The following is a 17,269-nucleotide window of genomic DNA, read 5'->3' on the forward strand; positions in this document are numbered from 1 at the left end:
CTTACTCGGCCGGACGGGTCGCCGGGTGGATTCCGGCTTCCTGATTTTCGAGACCGGCCTGCGCCTGACCTTCGAGATTGTCGCCGACATTGTCGTCGCGCAGGGTGTCGAGGTGCATCAGCTTCTTCACCAGCGGGCTGACGATCACGATCAGCACGCCAATCCCGGTCGCCACCAGACCCATGGTCCAATAGGCTTCCAGCGCACCTTCGCGCGTCATGTTGCCGCCTTCGCCCTCACCCATCAGCGAGCCCATGAAGCCGGCGACGAAATTGCCGCCCGCGGTGCCGAAGAAGAACGCCGCCATCATCAGGCTGGCCATATGGCGCGCCGACAGCCGGTTGATCGCCGACAGGCCGACCGGCGACAGACACAGCTCGCCAGTGGTGGCCAGCAGGTAGAAGATGAACAGGAACAGCACCGGCATCATGCTTTCGCCCGCCGCATTGGTGACGTTGAAGGTCTCCGCCCCCCATACCATCACCACGAAGGCGAGGCCCATCTGCACGATCCCGAGACCCATCTTGGCCGGGGTCGAAGGCTCGATCCCGCGCCGGGCGAGGAACTGCCAGATGCCGACGAAGACCGGGCCGAGCAGGATGATGTAGATCGAGTTGATCGACTGGAAGAAGGTCGTCGGCACGCTGCCGCGATCGACGTGGCGATCGGTGAACAGGTTGAGCGAGCCGCCGGCCTGTTCGAACAGACCCCAGAACAGCGGCATCAGCAGGATCAGGAAGATCATCGCGAACACCCGGTCGCGCGCGTCATTGTCGAGCTTGAAGGCTTCGATCAGCACATAGACCAAGAGGGCAGCGCCCGAAGCGAGCAGAATCCAGCCGACCGTCTCCTGGAACTGGATCAGCACCCAGATCAGCCCCACGCCGGCAAATCCGACCGCATAGAGCAGCCATTCGAGCGGGAGGCCTGCAACTTTCTGCTTGAGCTTGGCGGGCACCGGCGGTTCGCCGTTGCCGCGCAGCAGCGACTTGCCCGCCACGAACACGACGAGGCCCAGCAGCATGCCGACACCGGCAAGCCCGAAGCCCAGCGCCCAGCTGACGGTTTCGCCGAGGAAGGCGGCGATCAGCACGCCGCAGGTCGCGCCGAGGTTAATGCCCATGTAGAAGATGGTGTAGGCGCTGTCGCGGCGGATGTCGGTGCGGCTGTAGAGCTGCCCGACCAGCACCGAGATGTTCGCCTTGAGAAAGCCCGATCCGACGATGATCAGCGCCAGCGCCAGCCAGAACACGTTGAGCGCGGGGTCGTTGCTATAGCCCGATCCGTCGCCCTCGAACGCCATGAAGAAATGGCCCAGCGTCAGCAGCACCGCGCCGAACACCACCGCCTTGCGCTGGCCGAGGTAGCGATCAGCCAGCCAGCCGCCCAGCACCGGGGTCACATAGACCAGCGAGGTGTAAGCCCCGTAGATCAGGTTGGCGCTGCCATCGGAATAGAGCCAGTGCTTGACGAGGTAGAGCGTCAGCAGCGCGCGCATGCCGTAGTAGGAGAACCGCTCCCACATCTCGGCGAAGAACAGCATGTAGAGGCCTTTGGGGTGTCCCAGAACCTCCTCGCCAGGGCGGGTGACGGCCCATGCGCCCCCGATCAGAAAGGCGCCCAGCACAAGAGTGGCTACGGTTGCGGCCCACTCACCGTAACCCCACAGCGAAATATCCATCATGAATTCGATCCCCATCGAATGATTTGGGGGAGGTGCCTCACCACACCACCGCAATGGGAGCGCACCCTAGCGCCTGTTGCGCCCGTGTGAAGCTTTTGTTGCGTGCTTGGGTAACGGAATAGCCGGAGCGCAATAGAGCGGCAGCGAAATGCCTCGGCCCGCCAACGGACGGGCCGCAAGCGCGACCGCGCGCCCGCAGGCGATCCGGCGCGCAGCGACGGAGACTCGCCGAGGACGGACCCGCGGAGGCGGGTCCGCAAACCAATTGACCGCATGGCTGTATTATGGCACTGATGCACCCTATGAACCCCAACGCCAACCGCCCCGTCTATCTCAAGCTGCGTGACCAGATCGCCGCCGCGATCATCGACGGGGTCTATCCGGAAGGCGCGATGCTCCCGTCGGTGCGCGCGCTGGCGGCGGAGCAGGGGGCCAATCCGCTCACCGTCGCCAAGGCCTATCAGCAGTTCCAGAACGACGGGCTGGTCGAAGTGCAGCGCGGTGTCGGCATGTATGTCGTGCGCGGCGCGGCGGAACGGCTGCGCGCTGCCGAGCGTGAGGCCTTCCTGCGGCAGGAATGGCCCGAAATCCGCAGCCGGATGCAGCGGCTTGGCCTCGACCCGGCGGAACTCGCTCTTACGTAGAGGAAATTGCCGCTTACTGACACTAATGCAGGTTGCGCGGCGTGCCGAATTCTGACAATCTGTTCAGGCATCATGTAGTGGGATTGCATCTGCTGCATGTGTGCGATTAATGGGGGCGCCTCACGGGTCGGAGGCGAATTGAACATAACGACGGGGTAACCCGCATTGGGGCGTGATGTGGCGGCGCGACCGTCCATGGACGCTTGGAGATCGCCATGATCAGATCCGAGTTGTTGCAGGAACTGCACAAGGACAATCCCGACCTTCGTGCCGATGAAATCGAGCAGGTCGTGGATATCTTCTTCGACGAAATAGCCCAGCGACTGGCCGAGGGCGGCCGGGTCGAGCTGCGCGGCTTTGGTGCCTTTTCGACCCGTGAGCGCGAAGCGCGCAGCGGTCGCAACCCGCGCACCGGCGAAACGGTCGACGTGCCCGAAAAGCGCGTGCCGTACTTCAAGGCCGGCAAGGAAATCCGCGAGCGCTTGAACAAATGAGTTGCGAGGGCGCATCCGCGCCCTCGTCCTCGGCGAGCCTCAGCCGCTGCGCGTCTGATCGCCTGCGGGCGGCCGGTCGGCCTTGCGGCCCCTGACGGGGCCGGTTGGCAGCGAATTGCTTACACGCAACGTTAAGCGGTAGCTCGGTCGCGTCAGCGACCGCGAGCGCACGCGCGCGAGCCGCAGGTGCTCGATCCTGAAAGGATCGAAACGCACCGAGGACGTCCCCGCGGAGGCGGGGACGCAAACAAATTACGCCGCCAGCCCCGGGATCGGCAGCACCCGTTCGCGGCCCAGTGAGGCGAAGATCAGCTCGGTCAGCCGCTCGGCCCCGCCGCTCGTGCTCATGTCGACCGGCAGCAGGCCCAGCGCCGTCATCTCGCTGGCAGCCTCGGCATCGGGGACGGCGATGATCCGCGCGATCCCCGGCATCCGCTGCTCGGCCAGCGGAGTGAGCTCGCGCGAGGCGTCGGTCGCGCCGGTCGCCACCACCAGCACCTGCCGCCGCTCCACCCCGATCGCATCCCAGCTGCGCGGATCGGCGGGGTTGGCGTTGTGGACGTGGTAGCCATCGGCCAGCGCCATCTGGAAGCGGTCGTGATCGGCATCGATCGCGAGGTAGCCGACATCGCTCGCCGCCAGCGCATCGGCCACCGCGCGGCCTGCCGGGGTCATGCCGATGATCAGCACCGGCGCATCGTCACCCGCCAGCTTGCTGTCGGGCAGGCCCTGCCGCAGCCGCCCGGCGAGCTTGCGCCCAATGTTCGAGATCAGCGGCGTCACCGCGAGGCTGATCGCGATCGCGGTGACCAGTGCCGAGACCAGCCGCGGCTCGGCCAACCCGGCCACCGCGGGCAGAGCGAGCAGCACCAGCGTGAACTCGCTCCCCTGCCCCAGCAGAAAGCCGAGCTGGATCGAGCCCGGCACCGACCAGCGGTTGAGCAGGCCCGCGCCGACGTTGAAGGCGCATTTCAGCACGATCATCGCCAGCGTCAGCCCCGCCACCAGCCCCCAGTCGCGCGCCAGCAGCGCAGGGTCGATCGACAGGCCGACCGAGATGAAGAAGAAACTGAGGAACAGCCCGCGAAAGGCGTCGATCTCGGTCTGCACCAGAATGCGGTAGCGCGAATCCGCCACCGCCATGCCGCCGAGGAACGCGCCCAGCGTCAGCGACAGCCCCGCCATCCCCGTCGCCCACCCGGCGGCAAGCGCGATGAACAGCGCGGTGGCGGTATAGACCTCGGTCGTGCCCGCGCGCGCGATCAGCGCGAACAGCGGCTCGGTGAGGAAGCGGGCGAAGATCACCGCGATGCCGAAAGCGGCGAGCGCCTTGGCCGCGGCAAGACCCAGCGCCGGGGCGAGATCGCCCCCGCTGGCGAGCGCGCCCGCGGTCACCAGCAGCAGGATCGCGGCGATATCCTGAAAGATCAGGATTGATTGCGCCGCGCGGCCCACCGGGCAATCCTCCTGCCCGCGCTCGCGGATCAGGCCGATCACCACCGCGGTGGAGGACAGGCCCAGCCCGAAGCCCGCGATCACGGCAAAGATCGGCGGCAGGCCGAACAGCCACAGCAGCACGGCAAAGCCGCCGCCCGCGATCAGCATTTGCAAGGTGCCGAAGCCGAAGATATTGGCCGCCTCGGACCGGATCCGCCCGAGCGAGAAGTGCAGTCCGAGATTGAACAGCAGGAACATCACCCCCGCCTCGGCCATCGCGGCGACCACCGATCCGCTGAAATCCTGCGCCATGCCCAGGCTCGCCAGCCCCAGCCCCAGCCCGAGATAGCCGACGATCGGATTGAGCCGCAGCGCGCGGCTCGCCAGCGCGGCGCCGATGCCGAGGCCCAGCAGCGTGATCGCCGGCTGGATCGTTTCCACCACTTCGCCTGCCATGCGCGCCCCGCTTGCCCGTTACTGCCAGCTGCGAGATGGGGCATCGCTGTCAGGCTGGCAAGCTCTGGCGCTGATGGGCCATTCTGTGCCAAGGGCGGCAGGGATGCGGGCGTGGCGGAATGGTAGACGCCGGGGACTTAAAATCCCCTGAGCTTTGCTCGTGCGGGTTCGAGTCCCGCCGCCCGTACCAGCAATTCGCAAGCGAGGGGCCCGCACATGGCCCGATGCGTCATTTGACGAAGGCCGATCAGGCCATCGCGGGGGCTGCATTATCATCCCCTTAACGCCTTCTGCCTAATCCTCGGTCGGAGCATGGGACAGGCGCGTCCCGTGCATGTCTCGCCAGTGCCAGGACCAGGGGCTGTCGGGTTGGGACAACAGGACATGGAACCAGCAACGCTTAACCAAGGGCTCGAACCGCCGCCAGAACGACCCGCCGAAATCCTCGGCGACAACCCCGGAGACAGCCCGGGCGCGGAGCAGCGCGCCGCGCCGCGCTTTACCCTGCTGATCCGCGCCGCCAAACTGGTTTCGGCGCAGGGGGAGTTCGTCTGCGTCATCCGCGATGTCTCGGAAACCGGGGTCAGCGTGCGGCTGTTCCATGCCCTGCCGACCTGCAAGGATTATGCCCTGCATATGCCCGCCGGCGCGATCTACGAGATCGGCCGCGTGTGGCAGCGCGACAACGAGGCCGGGTTCACCTTCAACGGCTCGGTCGATGTCGCCAAGCTGGTCAACGAATCGAGCGACTATCCCAAACGCGGCCTGCGCCTTGGCCTGTGCTTCCCGGTGATGGTCCATGGCCTCACGGGCAGTTTCGAAGGGGTGGTGGAGAACCTGTCGCAGCAGGGAGCACGGATCACTTGCGATGCGCTGCTGTCGATCGACCAGAACGTGCGGATCGTGGTGCCGAGCCTGACCGGCAAGCCCCGCGACGTGCGCGCCAAGGTGCGCTGGCGGCGGGATCGGCAATATGGCGTGGTGTTTGACGACACCTTCACGCTCGGCGAATTCGCCCGGCTGGCGGCATTGCTGCAGGCGCCCGCGCTGCTCGAGGGCTGATCCGGCCCGCTCAGGCGGGGACGAACTTCATTGCCACGCCGTTGATGCAGTGGCGCTTGCCAGTGGGCTTGGGGCCATCGTCGAAGATGTGCCCCAGGTGCCCGCCGCAATCGGCGCAGTGCACTTCGGTGCGCGGATAGCCGAGCAGGTAGTCGGTCGAGGTGCCCACGGCGCCCTTGTCGATCGGCTGCCAGAAGCTTGGCCAGCCGGTGCCGCTGTCATACTTATGCGCCGAGGCATAGAGCGCATTGCCGCAGCCCGCGCAGGTGAAGGTGCCCTTGCGCTTTTCCTTGTCGAGCGGCGAGGTGAAGGCGCGCTCCGTGCCCGCCTTGCGCAGCACGTAATACTGGTCTTTCGTCAGCAGCTTGCGCCACTCGGCATCGGTCTTGCCCTTGGGGAAAGACTTGGCCTCGGCCGGAGATTCGCCGCAAGCGCTGATGAACGGCAGCGCGGCACCGATCGCAAGCAGGCGGCGACGGTCGATCAGCGGGGTGGGCATCAGAAAACTCCTTTGGTCCTTGCCCCTATATACGTTCCGCCCCCGCCCGAAGTTTCAGCAAGCCTGCATCAGAAGGTGGTGACTTCCACTTCAAGCTTGCGGAAGCCGTGGACGAAGTTCGCGCGCACCCGCTCGACATCGCCCGCGACATGCACGCGCATCCGGCGCTTGTGCATTTCCTCTAGCAGCACCTTCAATTGCAGCTCGGCCAGCCGCGCGCCGACGCAGCGGTGGATGCCATAGCCGAAGGACAGGTGCCGCCGCGCATTCTCGCGCGTGATGTCGAGCTTGTCGGGGTTGTCGAACACCTCCTCGTCGCGGTTCGCCGAGAGGTACCACAGCACCACCTTGTCGCCCTTCTTGATGGTCTGGCCGAACACCTCGGTATCCTCGGTGCAGGTGCGGCGCATATGGGCAAGCGGGGTCTGGATTCGCAGGCATTCCTGCACCGCATTGGGGATGAGATCGGGGTTTTCCTCGAACAGCTTCCTCTGGTCGGGGAACTTGTCGAGCCCGTGGATGATCCCGCTCATGGTGTTGCGGGTGGTGTCGTTGCCGCCGACGATCAGCAGCACCAGATTGCCCATGAATTCCTCTGGCCGCATCTGGTTCATCGCGGGCGAGTGGAGCATCATCGAGATGAGATCATTGCCCGGCTCTGTGTCCATCGTCCGCTCGATCCACAGCGACTGGAAATAGGCGCCCATTTCCTGAAGGAAGCTCCAGCGGATCTGGTCCATCTCGCGCACCGTGGCGAGTTCGGTATCGCCCGCCCAGTCCGACCACAGGGTCAGCAAGCGGCGATCCTCCCACGGAAAGCCGAACAGGATTGCCAGCATCCCGGTGGTGAGTTCGATCGAGACGGTTTCGACCCAGTCGAACACCTTGCCGCGCGGCAGGCTGTCCAGCAGATCACCGGTGCGCTGGCGGATTTCGGCCTCCATGTCGGTGACCGCCGACGGCGTGAACTTGGGCGCGACGGTGCGGCGCTGGCCGGTGTGCTGCGGGCGGTCCATCGCGATGAACATCGGCAGCTCGCGCGTGTCGATGCCCGAGGCCGCAGCCTCTTCCTCGGTCAGGCGGTTAAGGATGGTGATCCCGCCATATTCCCAGCTGGACGAGAAGGTTTCGGGCAGCGCCTCGATATGCTGGATCGCCTTGTGGCCGACGACCGCCCAATAGGGGCCGAGCGGGCTTTCAGGGATATAGTGCAGCGGCCCGGCGGCGCGCATCTCGGCGAAGATCGGCTGCCAGGTGTCCTCGAAATAGATGTCGGAGCGGCTGACATCCCACGGGTGCGTGTGTTCGAGCCGCTGTTCGGGATGCGCGGCGAAATGCGCCTTCAGGGCATCGTATGCGGTCGGTTCGCGGCGCACCTGAGGGCGCTGCGGCGGGGCGATGGTGGCCATGTCTGTCTCCCGTCAGGCCGCCTCTGGCATGGGCAGCTCTGTCCGAGTCGCATCCTGCCCTAACTGACAGGCTTGTCAATAGTCGGTTGCGAATGGAGACTGATCAGGCGCACCTCAGGCGGCCAGCCGGGCGCCCTTTTTGCTCTTGTCGCGCCCGGCCCCGCCCGACTTCATCACCCGCTTGCGGAACAGCAGCGAGCCGCCCTTGACGATCAGCACCACCGCACCCGCCTGCCAGGCGAGCGCCGCGGCGTGCGTCCAGATCTCTGGCTCCATCGCCGCGCGTGCCAGCATCGCGAAGGGCGAGGACAGCGGGAAGGCGATCGCGGCGAGCTCCAGCGTCGAGCCGGGCTGCTTGATCGTGTAGGCGGCGAGGAAGAACACCATCAGCTGCATCATCGTGACCGGCATCGAGAGCGTCTGCACCTCGCGCACCGAAGCCGCCATCGAACCGATCGTCAGGAACAGCGCGCCCAGCAGCAGATAGGCCATGGCGAAGTAGAGCACGCCCAGCGCCACGAACAGCGGCCAGCCGACCGCCGGTGCGGGAAGGTTGGCGAGATCGAAGCCCGTCACCCGCGTGATCGCATCGCCGCCCAGTGCGAACAGGCCCCATGCGACCGAGCCCCACACCGCGATCCCGACGAAAGACACCGCCAGCATCGCGAAAAGCTTGCCCATGAACACCGCGTCCATCGGGATCGCCGCGGCGAGAATTTCGATGATCTTGTTGGCCTTCTCCTCGACGAGGTTGGAGAGCACCATGCCCGCCAGCAGCATCGTCAGCAGGAACAGCAGCATCTGTGCGATCTGCGCGGTCTGGATGCGGGTGGTGCGTTCCGACGCGGCGCTGGTGGAGACGATCTCGGCATTGACCGGCGGGAAGGTTGCAGGCGCAGCGCTCATCGCTTCGGCGGCGACGAGGCCGATCGGCCCCTGCCAGCGGCGCAGCTGGCCCTCGGTGCCGACCAGCGTCGGCGCGGCCGGGGTGCCGGTGAGGATCGCGGCGTAATTGCCCCGGCGGGCTTCCATGAAGGCGCGCGCGTCGAAGGCGGGATCGCTCTCTGCCTCGGGCACGGGGCGCAGTTGCGGCATGGCACCGCCCAGCTGCGGGGCGAGCCGGTCGCGCGCGGCCATCATCGCGGCGTTGTCAGCAGGGCTGAGCGCGAGGCCGACCTCGATGCTCACCGCCTCGCGCTGCACCTCGCCGCCGATGCTCCCCGCAAGCCCGCCGACGATCACCGGGAACAGCGGGCCGAGCAGGAAGAACAGGAAGGCGCGGGAGAACAGCACCGCGACGAAATCGCGCCGGGCAATCACCCAGGCGGCTTCGAGCGCGGAAAGGCGGGGGCGGAGGGCAGGCGCGCTCATGCGGCGGCTCCTTCGTTGTCGGCTTGCAACTGGCGCGCGGCAGCCTCGCCCGCGATGGCGACGAAGGCATCGTGGAGGCCCGCACGCTCGATCGAGAGCGAGAGAATCCCCGCCTCGCCTTCAATCAGGCCCTTCAGCAGCGGCTCGATCCCGCTTTCGGGGAGCGGGAAGTGGAAGAAATCGCCATTGCGGCGGGTCTCGGGCGGGAGCAGCGCCAGCCACCCGCCTTCGCGCGCTCGGGTCTCGAGCCGCACCTGCGCCGGAATTCTGTCACGCGCCGCTTCGACCGACCCCGCATAGGGCACCTTGCCCCCGGCGATGATGGCGACGCCTTCGCACAGGCGCTCGGCATGGTGGATCACGTGAGTCGAGAAGATCACCGTCACGCCTTCATCGGCCAGCGCTCGGATCATCAGCTCCAGCTTGCCCTGATTGATCGCGTCTAGCCCTGAGAAGGGCTCGTCCAGCACCACAAGCCGGGGCTTGTGCACCAGCGTGCCGAGCAGCTGGACGGTCTGCGCCATGCCCTTGGAGAGCTGGCGGATCTGGCGGTCGGCGGCGTGGCCGAGGCCGTGGCGTTCGAGCAGCTCGACCGCACGTTTGCGGCCTTCCTTGAGCGGAAGACCGCGCAGCGCGCCCATGAAGGCGATTGCCTCGATGCACTTCATCGCGGGGTAAAGCCCGCGCTCTTCAGGGAGATAGCCGATCAGCCGGCCGATATCGTGCGGGCGATCATGCCCGAAAACGCGGCGCACGCCTTCATCCGGGTCGATGATGCCGAGCAGCATCCTGAGCGTCGTGGTCTTGCCCGCGCCATTGGGGCCGAGGATGCCGTAGATCGCGCCTTCGGGCACGGCGATGTCCACGCCGTCCACCGCGCGGGTGCCGTCGAAGCTCTTGACCAGCCCGTGCGCCTCGATGGCGAGGGGGCGTGCATCTCCGGGCACCGCAATGGAGCCCTGCTGCTGATTGCCCGCCGTGTTGTGATCGCTTACCGCCATATCCATGGCATACGCGGTTAGCGGGCAGGATTAAACGGGAGCCTCTCCAGACATGGTTAACACGCCCGCAAGTCTTGCCGAGCGGATCGCCGAGCGGGCGCGCGGCGAGGGCTTCGCGGCGTGCGGCTTCGCCAGCGCGGGGGAGGACCCGCTGCGGTCAGGGCGGCTCGAGCAATGGCTGGGCGAAGGGCACCACGGCAGCATGGAGTGGATGGCGGCGCGGCTAGACCACCGCCGCTCCCCGCAAGGCTTGTGGCCTGCCGCGCGCAGCGTAATCGCGCTCGGCATGAGCTACGCCCCGGCACATGACCCGCTGGCGCTGGAGGGATCGCCCGATCATGCGCGCATCTCGGTCTATGCGCAGGGCCGCGACTATCACGATGTCATCAAAAAGCGCCTGAAGGCGCTCGCCCGCTGGCTGGTGGCCGAGGTGCCGGGGGCGCAGGTCAAGGTCTTCGTCGACACGGCCCCGGTGATGGAAAAGCCGCTGGGCGAGGCGGCGGGGATCGGGTGGCAGGGCAAACACACCAACATGGTGAGCCCCAGCCACGGCAGCTGGCTGTTTCTGGGCGCAATCTACACCACGCTGGACCTGACCCCGGCCGCGCCGCACCGCGACCAGTGCGGCAGCTGCCGCGCGTGCCTCGATGCCTGCCCGACCGACGCCTTCCCCGCGCCCTACCAATTGGATGCGCGGCGCTGCATTTCCTACCTCACCATTGAGCACAAGGGGCCGGTGGCGGAGGACCTGCGCGAAGGCATTGGCAACCGCATCTATGGCTGCGACGATTGCCTCGCAGTGTGCCCGTGGAACAAGTTTGCGAGCGCAGCGCAAGCGATGAAGGAATTCCTCCCCCGCGCCGAACTGGTCGCGCCGCGACTGGAGGAGCTGCTGGCACTTGACGACACGGGGTTCCGGGCGCTTTTCAGCGGCTCGCCGATCAAGCGGATCGGGAGGGATCGGTTTGTGAGAAACTGCCTCTATGCCGCGGGCAACAGCGGCAACGCGGCGCTGATCGCGCAGGTCGTAGCGTTAACCGCCGACCCCGATCCCGTGGTCGCCGATGCGGCGCAATGGGCACTGGGGCGGCTTAGAGCAGGTCCTTGAGCGGCACCTCTGTGTCGGCCAGCAACGCCGGGTCGATCCGGCCAACCCCGCTCTCCAGCAGCTTCCGCCCCTGCACGTAGTCCTTCATCGTCCCCACGCAGTCGAAGGCGATTGGCACCCCGGCTTTCAAGTAAACCACGGTGAACTTGCGCGTCTCAGGGTCGCCGCGCAGCACGGTCTGATCGTAGCCGAGGCTCAGTCCGGCGGTCTGGAGCTTCAAATCATACTGGTTCGACCAGAACCACGGCAGCGCGTGATAGGGCTGCTTGTCGCCCATGATCGCCTTGGCGACGGTGTTCGCCATGTCATGCGCGTTCTGCACCGATTCCAGGCGGATCACCGCGCCATCGGCGAAGTCGTTGGCGTGCGCGGCGCAGTCGCCGATGGCGTAGACATCGTCGAGCGTGGTGCGGCAGCAGAAGTCGACATCGACCCCGTTCGACCCCGCCGCGCCCGCCGCGATCAGCGGGGCGACGGCGGGCACGATGCCGATCCCGGCCACCACCATGTCGCAAGGCACTTCCTCGCCCGTGTCGAGCTTGACGCCGGTGACACGCCCCGCGTCCTCGCCGAGCACCGCCTGCACCCCGGTCTCGAGCCGCACATCGACGCCCTGACGGCGGTGTTCCTCGGCATAGAAGGCCGACAGCTCCTCGCCCGCCACGCGCGCCAGCAGGCGGGGGAGCATTTCGACCAGCACCACCTCGCAGCCGAGCTTGCGCAGCACCGCCGCCGCCTCGAGCCCGATATAGCCGCCGCCGATCACCACCGCGCGCTTCGCCCCGCCCGACAGCGCTTCCATCATCGCGTCGGCATCGGCCTTGTCGCGGACATAAAACACGCCCGGCAGCACTGCGCCCGGCACCGGCAGGCGGCGCGGGTCGCCGCCGCCCGACCAGATCAGCTTGCGATAGGTCACCTCGCCGCCATCCGACAGCGTAAGGCGGTGGTGCAGCGGATCGATTCCCGTCACCGCTGCGCCAAGCCGCAGGTCGATGCCCTTGTCCGCCCAGAAGGCCTCGGGCCGGATCATGATCCGCTCGAAGCCCTTGTCGCCGGCAAGATATTCCTTGGACAGCGGCGGACGTTCGTAGGGCGGAGCCTTGTCGCGCCCGATCATCAGGATCGAGTCATCGTGCCCGTGCTGGCGCAGAGCGATCGCCGCCTGCGCCCCGCCGTGGCCGGTGCCGACGATCACGACGTCTGCATGCTGGGTGGTGGATGCCATGACTTGCTATGCCCCTCCGGCGCTGTGCGGCCTTTGACTTGCCGCAAAATGCCAGGGGGTCAAGCTGGCGGAATGATGGTGCGTGCCTGCGATGCGGTGCGCCTAGCGTTCCAAGAGATTGCGCGCCTGTGCGGCGATCTGGGCGAGCATCGTCGCGCCCACCGGGGGGCGGGCCTGCGCGCGGGCGATCAGTTTGCGAAACTGCGCCACGCCTTCGGCATTGCGCGCCGCCCAATCGGCCACGCTGGCGCGCGGGTCGTCCTTGCCGCCCTTGCGGCGCATCAAGCGGCGCAGAAACTCGATCCGCATCTGCTGGAAATCCCGCGCAAGGCCGGACACCAGCAGCCGCTCCCACACGTCCGACGGGCTCATATAGGCCGCCGTGCCCTGCGCCCAGTCGAGGCCCAGCCGAGTGCCGATATCGGTGAAGGCATGGGTCAAGAGCTTGGCCTCGATCCCGCTGGCGAGCGCGGCTTGCGCCAGGCCCACCGCGCCGTCGAAATCGAACAGGTTGGCGACCCGCGCGGCCAGCGCCTCGGGCGCGCCCTGTGCCATGAAGCTGCGGCGCAGTTCCATCGAACGGGCGCGCGGTTCATCGGTCAGCAGCTCCTCGCGGCCCGCCACCAGCGCGGTGACGTCGCCCTGCAATTCGCCGATCATCGCGCCCGCATCGACCTTGCCTGCAGCGGTGCGCAGCACGTCGGACATGAGATTGCCAACCGCCGCCGCTAGCCGGTCGAGCAGCGCCAACCGCGCCGCTTCGGGGATGGCGGCATGGTCAAGCTCGTGCCAAAGCGGTTCGAGCCCGAACAGGTTCTCCGCCACCACGAAAGCCGCGGCGACTTCGGCCAGGCCCACGCCCTCTTCCTCGGCGAGTTCGAAGGGGTGGACCATGCCGAGCCGGTTGACGATCCGGTTCGACAGACTGGTGGCGATCATCTCGCGCCGCAGCCGGTGGCCGCGGATTTCGGCGGCATAGGCCTTGCGCATCGGCGCGGGGAAGCGCGCCAGCAGCACCGGTTCCAGCACCGCATCATCGGGCAGCGCGCTCGCCTCGATCGCGGATTGCAACGCCAGCTTGGCCGAGGACAGCAGCACCGCCAGCTCGGGCCGGGTCAGGCCCTGCCCGTCGGCGGCGCGGCGGCTCAGCGTCTCGCCATCGGCAAGGCCTTCGGTGCGGCGGTCGAAATCGCTGATGTCTTCCAGCCGCTCTATCAGGCGGACATAGGCCGGCGTTGCCCCCGGCCCGCCGCTTTCCGCAACCGACAGGGCGAGCGCCTGCAAGCGGTTGTCCTCAAGCACCAGCGCAGCGACCTCGTCGGTCATGCTGGCGAGCAGGGTGTTGCGCTTCTTGGCAGAGAGCTTGCCCGAAGCCGTGGCGGCGGCGAGCGCGATCTTGATGTTGACCTCGTTGTCCGAACAATCGACCCCGGCGGAATTGTCGATGAAGTCGGTGTTGATGCGCCCGCCGTTCAGCGAAAAGGCGATGCGCCCCGCCTGCGTGACGCCGAGATTCGCGCCCTCGCCGATCACCTTGGCGCGGACTTCGGTGGCATCGACGCGCAAACCGTCATTGGCCGGATCGCCGACGTCGATATTGCTCTGCTGCGGCGCCTTCACATAGGTGCCGATCCCGCCAAACCACATGAGGTCGACCGGCGCGCGCAGGATCGCGGTGATCAGTGCCTCGGGCTCCAGCTCCTTGTCGGCAATGCCGAGCGCCTCGCGCGCCTGCTTCGACAGCTTGATCACCTTGGCCGAGCGCGGGAAGACCCCGCCGCCCTTGGAGATCAGCGACGCATCGTAATCCTCCCAGCTCGACCGGGGGAGCGCGAACATCCGGGCGCGCTCCTTCCAGCCGGCGGCCGGATCGGGGGTGGGGTCGATGAAGATGTGGCGGTGATCGAAGGCCGCGACCAGCTTCAGCGACTTGGACAGCAGCATCCCGTTGCCGAACACATCGCCCGACATGTCGCCGCAGCCTGCGACGGTGACGGGATCAGTCTGCACGTCCACCCCCATCTCGCGGAAGTGGCGCTGCACGCTCACCCACGCACCGCGCGCGGTGATACCCATCGCCTTGTGGTCGTAGCCATTCGAGCCGCCACTGGCGAAGGCATCGTCGAGCCAGAAGTCGCGCGACTGAGCGATCCCATTGGCAATGTCGGAGAAGGTCGCGGTGCCCTTGTCCGCGGCGACCACGAAATAGGGGTCTTCGCCGTCGAGCACCTCGACGCTGCGCGGATGCACCACCTTGCCGCCAACGATATTGTCGGTGACCGACAGCAGCGTGCGGATGAAAATCTCGTAGGACGCGCGGCCCTCGGCGGCCCAGGCTTCGCGGTCGATCGCGGGGCTGGGAAGCTGCTTGGGATAGAACCCGCCCTTCGCGCCGGTCGGCACAATCACGGCGTTCTTCACGCGCTGCGCCTTCATCAGGCCGAGGATCTCGGTGCGGAAGTCGTCGCGCCGGTCGGACCATCTGAGGCCCCCGCGCGCCACCGCGCCCGAGCGCAGGTGGATGCCCTCGACACGGGGGCTGTAGACGAAGATCTCGCGCCACGGCACCGGCTTGGGCAGGCTCGGCACCAGCGCGGAATCGATCTTGAAGGCGAGCGCCTCGGTGGCGGCAGGCGCAAAGGCGTTGGTGCGCAGCACCGCGCCCAGCACCGCGCGGTAAAGGCGCAGCAGGCGATCATCGTTGATCGCGGTGACCTTGGCCAGCCCGCGGGTGAAGGCGGCTTGCGCCGCGGCCAGCGCCTCGGCCCGGTCCCCCGCGAAGGCCGGATCGTGGCGCGCGGCGAACAGGTCGATCATCGCGCGCGTCACCTGCGGCGCGGCGACCAGCGCATCGACCACGGTGTAGATCGTGTAGCTCACCCCGGTCTGGCGCAGGTAGCGATAGACCGCACGCAGCCAGTTCGCCGCTTGCGGTTCCAGCCCGGCGGCGGGGATCAGGCGGTTGAAGGGATCGTCCTCCGCCGCGCCGTTGAGCACGTCGGCAAGCGCGTCTTCGATCAGCGCAGCACGCTCCAGCAGCGCCCCCGCCTCGCGCCCGGCGGGCACGGTCAGGCGGAATTCGTGGATCGAGCCGAGGCTGGCATCGGTCAGGAAGGTCGGCACTTCGGCGGCGACGCGGAAGCCGAAGTTCTCCAGCGCGGGCACCGCGTCCGACAGCGCCAGCGCGCCCTTCACGACATAGACCTTGAGCCGCAGGCTCTCGGCGTCGTCGCCGTCCAGCCGGTAGAGCCGCACCGCGCGGGTGGTGTCGCCTTCTCCCAGCGCCAGCGTGCGCAGCTTGGCAATATCGCGCGCGGCCTCCTGCGGGCCATAGGTCAGGCGATAGCCCGTCGGGAAGGCCGGGGCATAGCGCGCGGCGAGCGTGGCGGCGCGACCATCGTCTTCGTGATCGGCGAGGTGCGTTTCCACCGCCTCGTTCCAGCCGCGCAGCAGATCGACCAGCCGCGCTTCGATCGCAGCATTGTCGGGCAGCGCCTCGCAGGCGCGCACGTCGATCAGGAAGCGCAGCAGCGCGAGCGAGGAGCTTTCGACCTCGAGGCTCCAGTCGAGCAGCGCTGCGCCCGGCGTCGCCAGCAGCATCGCCTGAATCTGCAGGCGCACATCGGTCGAAAGGTGATCGCGCGGCAGCCAGACGAAGGCGAAGACGTGCCGTTCCAGCGTCGATCGCACCATGATCAGGCGCGGGCGCGGGCGGTCGATCAGCGCCATCTTGGCGGTCACCAGATCGGCGACGCGCGCAGGCTCGAAGGCGGTGAGCAGGTCGTTGGGGAGCGAGGCGAAAGCGTGCACCAGCGCCTTGCCGTTGTGCCCGGCGGGGTCGAAGCCGAGCTGCGCGGCGATGTCGCTCACCATTGCTCGCAGCACCGGCACTTCGCCCGGCCGCGCGTTCAAGGCGGCGCTGGTCCACAATCCGGCATGGATCGAAAGGCCGGTGATTGTGCCGCCCTCGCGCACCGGAACGATGAACAGATCGAGCGGGCTGGCGCGGTGGACGCGGGCGTGGACGTTGGACTTGATCGCCAGCAGCGCACGCGGCGTGCCGGCCTTGTCCTGCGCGTCGAACCAGTCGAAGGCGCGCTGGTAGGAAGCTTCCGCCAGCAATTCCTGCGTCGAAGCGCGGCAGATGCCGAGCCGTTCGGCACTGGTGCCGTCGCGCCGCCGGACGAGATGGCCGAGCTGAGTCAGCATCCCGCCCCCGAGCCAGCCGAGCAGCGCGCCAGCCTCGGCATCGACCTCCCCAGCCGCGTCGGCATCGCGGTTCATCGCAGCTTGCAGCTTGGGCCAATCGCCCACCGCAGCATGGACATCGCCGAGCGTGGTGCCCAGCGCCTCGGTCAGCTCGCGGCGCTGGCGGGCATCGGCGCGCGGGGTCTCGATATAGATCAGCGATTCGCGCGCGCCGCTCCCATTGCCGAGCCCGGTAATCGCGCCACTTGTGTCGCGCTCGACCGGGACGACCGGATGCAGCAGCACGTCGATCCCCAGCCCCTGCGCGGCGATGGTGGCCGCGACCGAATCGACCAGAAAGGGCTGATCGTCGTTGACCAGAGCGATCCGCAGGCGGCGTTCGGAGGTGTCGGATTCGAGTGTCACCAGCGCCTTGCCGGGGTCGCGGGTGGCGGCGGCGGCGAGCAGCCATGCGGCAGCTTCGTCGAGCGCCGCCTTGTCCATCGGCGCATCGCCGGGCAGCAGCGAGGCTTCGAGCGCCGCGCGCAGCGCCTTGATCAGCGCGCGATCTTTCGCGGCGGCATCGGTCTTCGACCCCATATTCGGCTCCTGCTCATCCTGCGTGACCGGCTGTGCGTTTCGCGTAATATTGTTATGCCGGCTTGTTGTTATCGTGTCGTGCCCGGAT

Annotated in this window: 12 protein-coding genes and 1 tRNA gene; 5 read left to right on the forward strand and 8 right to left on the reverse strand. The window is 67.4% G+C overall.

Annotated features, from left to right (window positions below):
• Position 1 precedes the first annotated feature (1 nt).
• Complete coding sequence (locus BZF59_RS03260) at positions 2-1,684, reverse strand: peptide MFS transporter (RefSeq protein WP_086607061.1); 1,683 nt, start codon at positions 1,682-1,684, stop codon at positions 2-4.
• Between the two features lie 302 nt (positions 1,685-1,986).
• On the opposite strand from BZF59_RS03260, the gene BZF59_RS03265 reads away from it, so the two are divergent.
• Together BZF59_RS03265 and BZF59_RS03270 are read left to right on the forward strand one after the other, a co-directional pair.
• Entirely contained in the window at positions 1,987-2,328 is a 342-nt protein-coding gene (locus BZF59_RS03265) for a GntR family transcriptional regulator (protein ID WP_245806000.1), read from the forward strand.
• Between the two features lie 215 nt (positions 2,329-2,543).
• A complete protein-coding gene (locus BZF59_RS03270; protein ID WP_017664490.1) occupies positions 2,544-2,822 on the forward strand; it encodes an integration host factor subunit beta in 279 nt (92 codons plus the stop codon).
• A gap of 252 nt (positions 2,823-3,074) precedes the next feature.
• Here the strand turns inward: BZF59_RS03270 and BZF59_RS03275 are convergent, their stop codons facing one another.
• Positions 3,075-4,715, reverse strand: a complete 1,641-nt coding sequence (locus BZF59_RS03275) for a cation:proton antiporter domain-containing protein (RefSeq protein WP_086606828.1) — start codon at positions 4,713-4,715, stop codon at positions 3,075-3,077.
• A gap of 105 nt (positions 4,716-4,820) precedes the next feature.
• Here BZF59_RS03275 and BZF59_RS03280 point away from each other — a divergent pair.
• Positions 4,821-4,905: transfer RNA gene (locus tag BZF59_RS03280), tRNA-Leu, on the forward strand.
• Between the two features lie 194 nt (positions 4,906-5,099).
• Positions 5,100-5,777 (forward strand): PilZ domain-containing protein, encoded by a 678-nt coding sequence (locus BZF59_RS03285; RefSeq protein WP_086606829.1) that lies wholly within the window; start codon positions 5,100-5,102, stop codon positions 5,775-5,777.
• Between the two features lie 10 nt (positions 5,778-5,787).
• Here BZF59_RS03285 and msrB read toward each other — a convergent pair whose 3' ends face one another.
• The 4 genes from msrB to BZF59_RS03305 all read right to left on the reverse strand — a co-directional run bounded on the left by msrB (position 5,788) and on the right by BZF59_RS03305 (position 10,063).
• On the reverse strand, positions 5,788-6,276 hold the full coding sequence (msrB, locus tag BZF59_RS03290) for a peptide-methionine (R)-S-oxide reductase MsrB (RefSeq protein ID WP_086606830.1): 489 nt from the start codon (positions 6,274-6,276) through the stop codon (positions 5,788-5,790).
• Between the two features lie 68 nt (positions 6,277-6,344).
• Positions 6,345-7,685 carry a cytochrome P450 gene (locus BZF59_RS03295; protein ID WP_086606831.1) on the reverse strand — a complete coding sequence of 447 codons (1,341 nt, stop codon included), beginning with the start codon at positions 7,683-7,685 and terminating at the stop codon, positions 6,345-6,347.
• A 114-nt stretch (positions 7,686-7,799) separates the two neighbouring features.
• A complete protein-coding gene (locus BZF59_RS03300; RefSeq protein ID WP_086606832.1) occupies positions 7,800-9,056 on the reverse strand; it encodes an ABC transporter permease in 1,257 nt (418 codons plus the stop codon).
• Positions 9,053-10,063 carry an ABC transporter ATP-binding protein gene (locus BZF59_RS03305; RefSeq protein WP_086606833.1) on the reverse strand — a complete coding sequence of 337 codons (1,011 nt, stop codon included), beginning with the start codon at positions 10,061-10,063 and terminating at the stop codon, positions 9,053-9,055. The genes BZF59_RS03300 and BZF59_RS03305 overlap by 4 nt, the downstream gene beginning before the upstream one ends.
• A 46-nt stretch (positions 10,064-10,109) precedes the next feature.
• Here BZF59_RS03305 and queG point away from each other — a divergent pair, with 46 nt between their 5' ends.
• On the forward strand, positions 10,110-11,165 hold the full coding sequence (gene queG, locus BZF59_RS03310; protein ID WP_086606834.1) for a tRNA epoxyqueuosine(34) reductase QueG: 1,056 nt from the start codon (positions 10,110-10,112) through the stop codon (positions 11,163-11,165).
• On the opposite strand, the gene BZF59_RS03315 is transcribed toward queG, so the two are convergent.
• Both BZF59_RS03315 and BZF59_RS03320 read right to left on the reverse strand, forming a co-directional pair.
• A complete protein-coding gene (locus tag BZF59_RS03315) occupies positions 11,149-12,393 on the reverse strand; it encodes an NAD(P)/FAD-dependent oxidoreductase (protein ID WP_086606835.1) in 1,245 nt (414 codons plus the stop codon). The two genes, queG and BZF59_RS03315, sit on opposite strands and share 17 nt — an antisense overlap.
• Before the next feature lie 102 nt (positions 12,394-12,495).
• Positions 12,496-17,181 (reverse strand): NAD-glutamate dehydrogenase domain-containing protein, encoded by a 4,686-nt coding sequence (locus BZF59_RS03320; RefSeq protein ID WP_086606836.1) that lies wholly within the window; start codon positions 17,179-17,181, stop codon positions 12,496-12,498.
• Between the last annotated feature and the right edge of the window lie 88 nt (positions 17,182-17,269).

The sequence above is a fragment of the Erythrobacter donghaensis genome (genome assembly GCF_002155425.1).
Lineage (GTDB): Bacteria > Pseudomonadota > Alphaproteobacteria > Sphingomonadales > Sphingomonadaceae > Erythrobacter > Erythrobacter donghaensis.

Bases quoted from the DNA above. Each gene is read 5' to 3' on its own strand.
- BZF59_RS03260 (WP_086607061.1), bottom strand. From the start codon at position 1,684: ATGATGGATATTTCGCTGTGGGGTTACGGTGAGTGGGCCGCAACCGTA.
- BZF59_RS03265 (WP_245806000.1), top strand. From the start codon at position 1,987: ATGAACCCCAACGCCAACCGCCCCGTCTATCTCAAGCTGCGTGACCAG.
- BZF59_RS03270 (WP_017664490.1), top strand. From the start codon at position 2,544: ATGATCAGATCCGAGTTGTTGCAGGAACTGCACAAGGACAATCCCGAC.
- BZF59_RS03275 (WP_086606828.1), bottom strand. From the start codon at position 4,715: ATGGCAGGCGAAGTGGTGGAAACGATCCAGCCGGCGATCACGCTGCTG.
- BZF59_RS03285 (WP_086606829.1), top strand. From the start codon at position 5,100: ATGGAACCAGCAACGCTTAACCAAGGGCTCGAACCGCCGCCAGAACGA.
- msrB (WP_086606830.1), bottom strand. From the start codon at position 6,276: ATGCCCACCCCGCTGATCGACCGTCGCCGCCTGCTTGCGATCGGTGCC.
- BZF59_RS03295 (WP_086606831.1), bottom strand. From the start codon at position 7,685: ATGGCCACCATCGCCCCGCCGCAGCGCCCTCAGGTGCGCCGCGAACCG.
- BZF59_RS03300 (WP_086606832.1), bottom strand. From the start codon at position 9,056: ATGAGCGCGCCTGCCCTCCGCCCCCGCCTTTCCGCGCTCGAAGCCGCC.
- BZF59_RS03305 (WP_086606833.1), bottom strand. From the start codon at position 10,063: ATGGATATGGCGGTAAGCGATCACAACACGGCGGGCAATCAGCAGCAG.
- queG (WP_086606834.1), top strand. From the start codon at position 10,110: ATGGTTAACACGCCCGCAAGTCTTGCCGAGCGGATCGCCGAGCGGGCG.
- BZF59_RS03315 (WP_086606835.1), bottom strand. From the start codon at position 12,393: ATGGCATCCACCACCCAGCATGCAGACGTCGTGATCGTCGGCACCGGC.
- BZF59_RS03320 (WP_086606836.1), bottom strand. From the start codon at position 17,181: ATGGGGTCGAAGACCGATGCCGCCGCGAAAGATCGCGCGCTGATCAAG.